Origin of the sequence: Mameliella sp. MMSF_3455, assembly GCF_030733205.1 — a bacterium.
Taxonomy (GTDB): Bacteria; Pseudomonadota; Alphaproteobacteria; order Rhodobacterales; family Rhodobacteraceae; genus Antarctobacter.
On record NZ_JASHJL010000079.1, the window covers coordinates 1 to 10,080 of the forward strand.

General features: G+C 58.0%; 6 protein-coding genes and 1 pseudogene. 3 read left to right on the plus strand and 4 right to left on the minus strand.

The features are described 5' to 3' along the window. Positions 1-87: 87 nt before the first annotated feature. The 3 genes and pseudogenes from RBB42_RS27445 to RBB42_RS27455 all read left to right on the plus strand — a co-directional run. Positions 88-510: pseudogene (locus tag RBB42_RS27445) on the plus strand (nucleotidyl transferase AbiEii/AbiGii toxin family protein); the annotation flags it as partial. A gap of 6 nt (positions 511-516) precedes the next feature. After that, positions 517-1,296, plus strand: coding sequence for a Hachiman antiphage defense system protein HamA (locus RBB42_RS27450; protein ID WP_305970504.1), 780 nt, complete (start codon positions 517-519; stop codon positions 1,294-1,296). Beyond that, complete coding sequence (locus RBB42_RS27455; RefSeq protein WP_306043938.1) at positions 1,280-4,798, plus strand: DEAD/DEAH box helicase; 3,519 nt, start codon at positions 1,280-1,282, stop codon at positions 4,796-4,798. The genes RBB42_RS27450 and RBB42_RS27455 overlap by 17 nt, the downstream gene beginning before the upstream one ends. 33 nt (positions 4,799-4,831) lie before the next feature. On the opposite strand, the gene RBB42_RS27460 is transcribed toward RBB42_RS27455, so the two are convergent. Genes RBB42_RS27460 through RBB42_RS27475 form a run of 4 tightly spaced genes read right to left on the minus strand, consistent with a single transcriptional unit; the run spans position 4,832 to position 9,856 of the window. Further along, entirely contained in the window at positions 4,832-6,391 is a 1,560-nt protein-coding gene (locus RBB42_RS27460) for an argonaute/piwi family protein (RefSeq protein ID WP_305970502.1), read from the minus strand. Then, a complete protein-coding gene (locus tag RBB42_RS27465) occupies positions 6,388-8,310 on the minus strand; it encodes a toll/interleukin-1 receptor domain-containing protein (protein WP_305970501.1) in 1,923 nt (640 codons plus the stop codon). The genes RBB42_RS27460 and RBB42_RS27465 overlap by 4 nt, the downstream gene beginning before the upstream one ends. Continuing rightward, entirely contained in the window at positions 8,307-8,906 is a 600-nt protein-coding gene (gene scpB / locus RBB42_RS27470) for an SMC-Scp complex subunit ScpB (RefSeq protein WP_305970500.1), read from the minus strand. The genes RBB42_RS27465 and scpB overlap by 4 nt, the downstream gene beginning before the upstream one ends. Continuing rightward, the gene (locus tag RBB42_RS27475; protein WP_305970499.1) at positions 8,903-9,856 is read right to left on the minus strand and encodes a DUF1403 family protein; all 954 of its coding nucleotides are present in this window, start codon (positions 9,854-9,856) and stop codon (positions 8,903-8,905) included. Before RBB42_RS27475 ends, scpB begins: the two co-directional genes overlap by 4 nt. Positions 9,857-10,080: the final 224 nt, after the last annotated feature.

A 10,080-nucleotide genomic window follows, 5' to 3' on the forward strand; every position in this document is an offset into this window, starting at 1 on the left:
CGGGCCAGCTACCGGAGCACTCCAAGGGGGTCATTTTTGGACGCCTATAGGGGGTTAAGATTGCGTGCCGATTGACAGCATCCGCGCGACCTCTTCGACGTGCGATATCTCCTTGCGAACGAAGGCATCACGCACACTCTGCGCCAAGCCTTCCTCGTCTACATAGTCAGCCATAATCGGCCGGCCGTCGAAACTCTATCTCCCAGGCGAAAGGATATTGCCCATGATTTCGACGCTAACTTCGTCGGCATGACAAGCGCACCGATCTCAATTGATGATCTGATCGCGACCCGTGAAGAATTGATCGAGGTGGTTGTCAATCAGATGCCGACCTCACATCGTCAGTTCCTGATCGATATCGAAGCCGGAGATGCTGATTGGGCATCAGTAGACCTGGAAGAAGCAGCGGGTTTGCCTGCCGTTCGTTGGAAGTTGGCGAACCTCGACAAGGTCGAGCCAGAGCGCCGCGCGAATTTTGCCGATAAGCTCGCTTCCATCTGGAGAAAGTGAGCGAAAATGCCAGTATTCGATGGATGGTGCAACTCGGCCGACACCCCGATTGGAAACAACACACTGAGGGTAATCACAGGCCAGCCCGCACAGCTGGGTGTGGGCATTCAGGAGACCGCAACCGTCGTACCTGGGCACTATGCATCCGAGGAGCACGTCGCTCGAGCTTTGAGACGGCTTGGAAAGCCAGCAGCGGCGGCGCTGATCGAGGAGAAGCTCCCAACGACAAAAGCGATCCGCTCTGGTGACTTAGGCGAGATATACGCAACAGAGTGGATCGACGCCCACAGCGGCGGCTATCGGGCACCCATCAAGCGCCTGCGCTGGAAAGATCACCGAAATATGGCGATGCGCGGCGAAGATGTGATTGGGATGTTGCAAGATCCCCAAAGCCTGCGCCTTCATTTTCTGAAGACCGAAGCAAAAAGCAGGGCGGCACTTACTGCCCAGATCCTCAATGATGCACGCACGGGACTGGACAAAGATGGCGGGCTACCATCCCCGCACGCATTGTCATTCATTTCTGCACGATTGCTGGAACTGAACGAGTTGCCGATGGCCGATGCAATCGACGATGCGCTGCTAAAGCACGGCATCCCCTTGGGAAATGTCCGGCATCTGCTCTTCACGTTTTCCGGGAACGCACCTAATGCCCTTCTGACGGCGGCGCTGCAGGCTTATCCTGGGGAAGTAAACCAGTGGGGGGTTGGCCTGCGTGTCGAGGGTCACGGGGCGTTCATTGGTGCTATCTATGATCAGGTGATTGCCAATGCCAACAACCCCTGAAGCAATCATTGCTGACATTGCAGAGGCCACAACTGCGGGGTTTCGCGGCAGTCTGATCGCGCGCGGGCAGGCGCGAGCTATTATCTGGCGCAATGGCATTCTACCACCAGACTCGCCCAACTTCGATAACCGCTTGAGCTATGATCTGAGCTCATATGGCTATGCTCTTCTAGGTCTTGGTCTACGCCTTCGTGAACTTGAAGGGGACGCTTCACAAGCGCGTCTTGCATTTGAGCAAGCGGCAACGGCACTTGAGGCGGTCATCGCCAAGGGCGACCCCAACGAAAGCAATCGCAACTTCCATTTCGTCATGGCGGCAGCGAGCTACCATCTCGCACACCTTTCAGCGCGGGCGTACTCGCTTCTCACCATCGTTGAGAGCGACGAGAACTTCTCGCCGCTTGAACGCGCACTTGCTCTGCTGATGCGCCGGGATTTCACCGCGTTTCGCACCATCGTTCTCGAATACCGTGCCTCAGGTTCAGGCAGTGATGCCACGATTATGGCGGCACTTCAGGCCCAACTTGATGAGAAAGAAGCAGCTGCCCCTCTCGTTGATGGTGGTGACGATTTTCTTTTCGAGGCGCTCGACACCGCATTGATCGACAATTTCTTTTCCGCAATGTCGTTGTATCTTCTTGCCATCGAGCGAGGCGAAAGGCCGCTCTTGGATCAGGCAATTGAAAGGCTCGAAGGCAGCCTGTCAATCTGCGCCGAATTGAACCTCTTACCCCAATGGTGGTCTCACCGTATCGCCATTCATCTCCTGACAGATCTTTGGTCGAACACCTTTCACGAGCGAGTGCCACTCCGACCGGTAGGTGGGGAAGCGGTTCATTGGCAAGATCTCCGAGAGTTGTTCATAGCGTCGCTTCAACAGCGACCAAAATCCGAGATCGACCTCTGGCCATCGCAAATCGAGGCAGCCACCCGAGCAGTTGACCAATCCGACGATCTTGTGGTGTCTCTGCCGACAAGCGCCGGAAAAACGCGGATCGCAGAGCTTTGCATTCTGCGTTGCCTCGCTTCCGGACGAAGGGTGGTCTTTGTCACACCGTTGCGTGCGCTCTCGGCCCAAACAGAGACCACGCTACAAAGGACGTTCGGCCCTTTGGGTAAGACTATCTCGGCCCTGTATGGCAGTGTCGGGGTCAGCGGGTTTGACGAAGATGCGATCCGTGAACGCGACATTGTGGTTGCGACGCCTGAGAAACTCGACTTCGCTTTGCGCAACGATCCCTCCCTACTGGATGATGTCGGCCTACTAATCTTTGATGAAGGGCACATGATTGGCATCAACGAGCGGGAGGTGCGGTATGAGGTCCAAATCCAACGGCTCCTTAGGCGTCCGGATGCCGATCAGCGGAGAATTGTCTGCCTCTCGGCAATCCTACCGGACGGAGATCAACTTGAGGACTTTTCTGATTGGCTACGGCGTGACCAACCGGGCGGTGTGATCAAGCACGAATGGCGCCCGACCAGGTTGAGGTTTGGTGAGGTGGTCTGGTCATCACCGACAGCGCGCCTGAACCTGCGCGTTGGCGAAGAACGACCTTGGGTTCAGCGCTTTATTGTCGGTGAAGCCCCACCAAACTGGGTCCCGCCTAAGCGTCGGCGCGCACGCTTGTTTCCCGATGATCAACGCGAGCTTTGTTTGGCGACGGCCTGGCGCTTGGTCGACGATGGGCAAACGGTCCTGATCTTTTGCCCCATTCGGCGCAGCGTCGAACCTTTCGCCGATGTTATCGTAGACCTTCATGAACGCGGTGCACTTCGATCCCTCTTCGAGGCCGATCCGGGCACATTGAACACAGCGATAGCCTTGGGCGAGGAGTGGTTGGGACCCGATAGCGCAATCCTGAAATGCTTGCGCCTGGGAGTGGCTCTCCATCATGGCGCACTCCCCACCGCCTACCGAAAGGAAGTTGAACGCCTGCTGCGCGAAGGCGTTCTCAAGGTGACGATCTCTTCCCCGACTCTGGCGCAAGGCCTTAACCTCTCTGCAACGGCCGTCGTCATGCATTCTTTGCACCGCAATCGCGAACGGATCGATGTTTCTGAGTTCAAGAACGTTATCGGCCGAGCTGGGCGGGCCTACGTCGATGTGGAAGGTGTCGTCCTCTTTCCGATGTTCGACGGAATCGCCAAGAAGCGACGAGATTGGGAAGCGCTGATCAACGATCTGGGCGCTCGCAACATGGAGAGCGGGCTTGCGCTCTTGGTTTGGACATTGTTGACACGAATGTATCAGCGGGTTGGGGGCGAGATCGACCAGCTCGTCGAGTACGTGACCAACAATGCGGCGGCTTGGACTTTTCCGGAGGTGCCAAATGAAGACCCGGAGGATCGAGAACGCGCGCTGGCTGACTGGGAGAGACATGTCGCCAGTCTCGATACGGCGATCCTCAGCCTGATAGGGGAAGAGGACATTGCGGACGCCGAGATCGAAGTCGCGCTTGATACAATTCTCCAGTCATCGCTCTGGCACCGTCGCCTCTTGCGCCAGAACGAGGATGTGCAACGGGTGCTTAGGGCAGGCCTTGTGTCGCGAAGCCAGTTCATTTGGAACCAATCAACAGCGCAGGGTCGTCGCGGGTACTTTCTAGCTGGTGTCGGACTATCGACAGGGCTCGCCTTGGATGCGGTCGCCGCAAATGCGAACCAACTGCTTGTCGAAGCCAACGGTGCATTGTTGAACGGTGACGCGGAGGAGGCAATTGTGGCCATCACGGCTCTGGCCGAGATGGTTTTTGTGATCCAACCGTTTGTGCCGGAACAAATGCCTGGCAATTGGCGTGACGTCCTTCGTGCATGGCTGCTAGCCGAACCTCTTGCGGCGACAGCGGCCGGCCAGGAATCTGAAACGCTGCAATTCGTCGAAGGAGGGCTGGTCTATCGGTTGTCGTGGGCGATGGAAGCCATTCGTGTTCGCGCCTCTGCGAACGGCGATACAGTCGGAGACTTTGGGTTGGCATTGGAAGAGCATGAGCTCGGATACGCCGTTGCTGCGGTTGAAACCGGTACTGTCAATCGATCTGCAGCCATTCTTATTCAGGCCGGATTCAACTCACGGTTAGCAGCGATCAAAGCTGTGACGGACACGGGTACTAACTTCCAGACCGGTGCAGAGCTTCGCCAATGGTTGAACTCTGAATCAGTCACCGCGTGGAGCGCGCAACCTGATTGGCCGACGCCCGACACCAGGGATATGTGGCTGGCGTTCACAAGGAGCTTCGCTCCTGCAGACAGCTTGGTCTGGACTGATCGCCGGTACTGGGCGAACGTTGAATGGCGTGGTGTCCAGCCCGCCGCAGGTTCGCCCGTTCAGGTCCATCACATGGCGGGTCAGCCACAAGTACTTGCTCCAGATGGAGAGTTGCTCGGCACAGTGAAAGCTGCGCTCAATCCCGGGCGGGTCGGACTGATGCGAGCTCAGGTTGCTCAAGAGGAAGGGCGCATTGACATCGCCTATCTCGGCCCGGCCGACCTATCCAGCGAATGACAGGCGACAGGTGCGCGTCCTGGCGAAGCATGGTCAGACGTAGAATTTGAATGGCTGTTTTTCCTGCCCCTTCGCGGACCCCATGGTAAGGACATCTCCGACCATCTGCGCGAACCTGACAGTGACTGGTAAACCGTCGTTGAAGTTGCACGAGTTGTAGTTGATTTTGGTCAGCCCCATGATGTCTTCAAGCACAGACATCAATTCAGGTTTTTTCCTACTCTTGCTCCGCAAGACCGTTATGTGCAGCGGGTTCGGCGTTTCCGGTCCGATGTATGTGTCGAGCTGTGGCACATAGCCCGTCGTCCAAAGGTATGCAGTTTGATGGTCCAGCAGCAGAGCAGTACCCCTCAGAACGGGATAGTCACCGTCCCGGAAGAGTTTGGTCTCTCCGCCGGTCGTTCTGATCCTGACACCAATAACATTTGTGGCGCTTGGTGCGGCTTCGCAAAACGCGTCCCACTCCTCGTCGTTGAAGTAGGTCTGGCCGTGAATGAACAGTTCCTTTGGCGGCTCACCATGCATGTCTTCGTAGGTTTCAAGTACCAGACCCAAGAGGTTCTTGGCCGCGTCTCGCTTGAGGTGATATTCATAATCTCCGGTCTTCCAAGGTCCGTTGGCGCCGCGGAACACGACACCATCTCCTTCATTAAGGAACATCTGGGCCGCACAACAACTGTGCCCTTCTGGGTCTTGTGGCAAACTCTTGTAGACCATTCCGATGTAGCAAACGCCGGGTCGAACGGTAGCCAGGCGCCAGGGCGGTTTGTCCTGCGTCTTGTAGTAGAGGCCGGTGGCGAGGTTCCAAGCAACGGTCGCCCGATCCTGTGTCTTTCTCTTTGGAAAGTTCGCTTTGTTCAAGAACGCCTCTGGCGCAAGAGTGGTCTCTCGGATCAACTGAGTTGGGGCAATATTGAGAAATTCGGCTTTTATCCGGCGCCTAAAATCCGGGACGTCAAAGAAGATGTCCTCATCGCTTTGATCAATCACGTCTGCTTCAGATAGGAGCGGCAAATTGGCCTTCGCCTGCTGCTTCTTGCCAAAATCTCCGACGACCATCGGCAAACCCGTACGCTGCGATTTCGGCCGACACCTCTCGAAGACAATCTCCGGCAGCACCATGAGCCAAACATCCACGGTGCGTTCGTCGTTTCGGAGATGCTTTCGGACACGATCGATGAAGAGTGTCGCGACCCGATCGACTGCCTCATGCAAATTGATGATGCGGGTTGCGTGGTCAATGTCGGCAAAAGGTATCGAGAGTGCGCTGCATTCATCGGGCTCGAATGTGATCCCGAACGCCTCCTCCAGTCCCGGAAAATCGGCGAGATGCAAACGGTCCTTCTTTTCCCCTCTTCCCGGCGGCGGAACTTTCACTGCCGCCTTCAGTTTCCTCGCCCAATCTCGAAAATGAGCAAGCCCGTCGGGCGTGCCGACGATTCCGATCCTTACCTCACGGGTCTTCTTTGCCTTTGACCACGGACCATAGAGATAGAGGCCATCCTTCGGGTGGGCGCTCGGTTGTCCATAGCAGAACTCGAGCTGCGGTTCTTGAATGTGTTCAACCGTGAGGGAGACTTCTGGAAATTTCATTCGTTTGGTTCCTCCTCAACCTCAGGCCGACCAAGAGTAGTTTCATCGACCTCTTCTTCATCTCCATCAAGTTCATCTGGGAGCCGCGTGCTGACAGGGGACGAGAAAAGGATGGGTGATGCGTCCAGAATCACATGCTGGCTGGGCGACATCTGGAGCCGAATGAAGGCCGAGTCTCCAGAAATAAGGTCCAGGAAGGCGAGCATTCGGCCGTGCCACTGTTTGTTGCGCCATCCTTTGCAAACCGATCTGCGGAGCCGGTGCATCTTGCGTGGGTCTTCGATCTGCTTGCCTTCAGGCGTTTGGTCGTCCGCGGCAAACAGGACGCGCGACTTCAGCTTGAAGTGCCAGAACGGCCAAAATGCCGGAAGGGCTGTCACACCGAACTGCCAGATATGGCCTTTGGCCACATTGCGCAGCATGGAAGAATGACGTTCACCTTGCCGACCCCAGGGAAACCGCTGGCCGATCGGTGCCAAATCGGCAGAGGCGTGAAACCCGACGGCATTGGAGTAGAGATACTGTATTAGCCCCCTTTCCCGGCAATAGTTGGACCATGCGTCCTTCAACATGGCATTGACCTTGTTCGCCGCAGGCTGGTTCGAGAGCCCTAGATCTTCTGACCCGCTGGTAACAAACTCGGTTAGGGGTATCTCGTGGACAAGTTTGAACCGTCCGACTTCGGACAATGCTCTCTCTACCTCGGGGCCCGTTGCGAAGGTGAGAAAACCCCTGCCCTGCTCAGAGACCGGGAACGGAGAGGTCGCCAGCGCTCGTTTGACGCTCTGGTCATCGGTAGCTCCTGACGGCTCATAGAAGTTGATGTGGTCCGGCACTTCCTCGACGCGGAGCCAATTTGATGTGAGCCGCTCCGATTCGGCGATAAGAGGTATCGCACTGCGCCGCCGGAAGAGCTCCCAGTTCGGGTTGATGCTTGTCTGAGCATCCCTCTTTGGCACTTTCTGTCGCTGGAGTGCCTTCACCAGAAGCTGAAGACCTTCACCCCAACCGCGTACAAAATCGACGGGCAAAGCATCGCCAATGCCTTTGACCTTCTGACCGTCTTCAAGTCTCAACGGAATGATGAAGCGGGAATCGTCCAGCCGCTTGCCAAGGTCGATAGCGATATCAATGTCATCTTGAACAGATGTGTCGTTGAGCGTTTCAGCCCGACTGATGAGCAGGACCTTTGCTGCACGGGTTTCCAAGACCGTGTTGACCTGGCGACGCCACCGATCTCCCGGCTGCAGCGTCAAGATATCGGCAAAAACCTGGTAGCCTTGAGCTTCCAGTTTCGGGCCAAGCCAAAGGACAAAGTCGTCATCGACCGGAGACGACTTGATGATGAATACCACGTTGCGCTCTACTTCAATGAACGCCGACTCCGTGGGATGAGGTTTGGGCAGAAGCGAGACGATTGCGGTTGGTGTGCCAGTGGCAGGCTTTAGGGCCTCCCGGACAGCATCGGCCACCACGGCCTTCATTACACCAGTACTCTGTTGCCAGAGTTTGGGGTGCGCCTGCTCGATATCGGGGTATTTGCGTAGGAGCGCGTTCAGATCGTCTGGGCCCCAAACATCCCCGGGGGAATTCAGGGACGGTCCAATGATCTCGGCAAGCTCAGTCTTCGCCATTGGCGTCAAAGAGGCAGAAGTTGTCAGAAGATAGCGTTGAGGCGCCAGCGCATCGATGGCTGCCCGCTCGGACTTCATCTTTGATTTCAGTTTGGAAGCACCGGACCGAAGATAGTGTTTAGCCTGAAGGATTACGTCGCCTTCACCGGAAGCATGGCGACCATCCATCCCGTCGTCGGCACCTTCCGGAAAAGCTTCAAACCGGATGCCGAGTTCGCGGCCAAGCAAATCGCGCGACAGTGCTTCGAAGTCAGAAAAAGAAAGAGTGGCAAAATCATAGTTCATTTAGTTGGTATCTCGAGCTCCGGCAGATCCCGCAAGCTCTGCAAATCAAATGTCACCAGAAACGTCTCTGTCGTCACGAAGGTATGCGGCGCACCGGGTCGCGGAGACCGGGGCCCGCTTGCGATCAGCTCCTTGTACCGCAGCCGAGCCAGAAGGTCTCTGCTGACCTCCTTGCCGAAAATGTCGGCCAGGCCGGCGCGGTCGATCGGTTGATGATAGGCGATGGCGCAGAGCACGCCCATCTCCGTCTCGGTGAAGGCGAGCGCCTGGTCGCCAAGGTCGGCAGCCGCCTTGATGGCATCAGCGAACTGCGTCCGCGTGCGGAACATCCACCCGCCAGCCACTTGAGCGAGTTCATAGGGGCGGCCAGTCAACTCGGCCTGGATGTCCTCGATCAGCATCTCGACCGAGGCCCCCTGCCCTACCACCCGCGCCAGGTGGTCGCGGCCGACCGGTGAGGTACTGGCGAACAGCACCGCCTCGATCCGGCCCATCCATTCGCGCCAGCGCAACTCCTGCGGCAGGTCGTCCAGCTCACGGTCGAAGACGGTGCCGTCCTCACCCGCTGGCTTCCGCCTCCGGGTCGCGACCGTCATGGCGCGATCCCGTAGAGCCGGAACGTCGGCCGCCCGGTCAGCTCCCGCGCGACACCCAACTCGACCAGCCGGTCGCAAAACCGCCGCGCGGCGCGATCGGTCATGGGGATCGTTGTTCCGCGGATACGCGGCGACAGCATCGACGCAGGCGCCACGGCATCCTCGGTCAGGAACAGCTCGACCGCGGCATCCGATCCCTTCGCCCGGAGCTTCGGCGCGACGGCGCGAAGTGCCTCGGCGCGACGGACAAGCTCCCGCGCCAGCCGGATCACAGCCTCGATGGACTCGAGGATCCGCGCCTGGACCGCCATCTCGGCACCCTGCACGTTCGCGGTCAGGTCGTGCAGCGCCGTCTTGGTCAGGTACTGCGCCGAAACCGGTAGCAGCACCTTCCAGTTCAGGGTCCGTGCCAGAACGACATCAGACAGCAGGCAGGCGACCCGCTCCGCCCGGTCGTCGGCGTCGAGCACGGCGCGTAGGACCGCCACGCCGCCCGCCAGCGGCCCATGGGTCCGGGACCGCTCCATTCCCGCATCGAGCCAGACACCTACGTCGCCCGCGAAGTCCGCACCAACCAAATCGGCGATGTCACCGACCCCACCGGGACGCAACCGCACCGCCTCGCGCCAGAAGGCCAGCCGATCACCATCCGGGCCTCGCGCCTCGCCGGGGGGTGTCAGGTGGTACGCGTCGCGGATATCCGCCTCTCGCGCGAGCCGCCCTTCCAGTTTCGAGGTCGCCGTCGCGGCTCTCAGCGCCAGCCGGTTGGCCAGCAGTTTCACGGGCACACCATGCCTGGGATCACCGATCAGTTGGTCGAGGACCGTCAGCGCCGCCCCCGACCGAAAGGCCACAGTTTCAAGGGTTTCCACACGTCCGGAAGTGACCCAGCCCGGCAGTTTCGGTAGGGTGCTCAGGTCGTCAGTGATGGTCGCCGGCTGGTATGTCATGCCACAAGACTATCCTACGGCGGCGCTTTCGTCCACAATATGATGTGCAAACCGCCCCGCTTTGCCAGTCTTATTTATGTCCAATAAGTTTGCCTTATCGGACGTAAAAGAATATGCTCGGCGACATGTCAGAAAACACCGAGAAACCTGTCGGATAGCCGGAATTCATGAGATTCAAGCACTTCCCTGAAAAACGAGCCGGGGTTCATGAGATTCCGTACCGG

What these genes read in the sequence shown, in the direction of transcription:
- RBB42_RS27450 (WP_305970504.1), top strand. Translation starts at nt 517, where the DNA reads ATGCCAGTATTCGATGGATGGTGCAACTCGGCCGACACCCCGATTGGA.
- RBB42_RS27455 (WP_306043938.1), top strand. Translation starts at nt 1,280, where the DNA reads ATGCCAACAACCCCTGAAGCAATCATTGCTGACATTGCAGAGGCCACA.
- RBB42_RS27460 (WP_305970502.1), bottom strand. Translation starts at nt 6,391, where the DNA reads ATGAAATTTCCAGAAGTCTCCCTCACGGTTGAACACATTCAAGAACCG.
- RBB42_RS27465 (WP_305970501.1), bottom strand. Translation starts at nt 8,310, where the DNA reads ATGAACTATGATTTTGCCACTCTTTCTTTTTCTGACTTCGAAGCACTG.
- scpB (WP_305970500.1), bottom strand. Translation starts at nt 8,906, where the DNA reads ATGACGGTCGCGACCCGGAGGCGGAAGCCAGCGGGTGAGGACGGCACC.
- RBB42_RS27475 (WP_305970499.1), bottom strand. Translation starts at nt 9,856, where the DNA reads ATGACATACCAGCCGGCGACCATCACTGACGACCTGAGCACCCTACCG.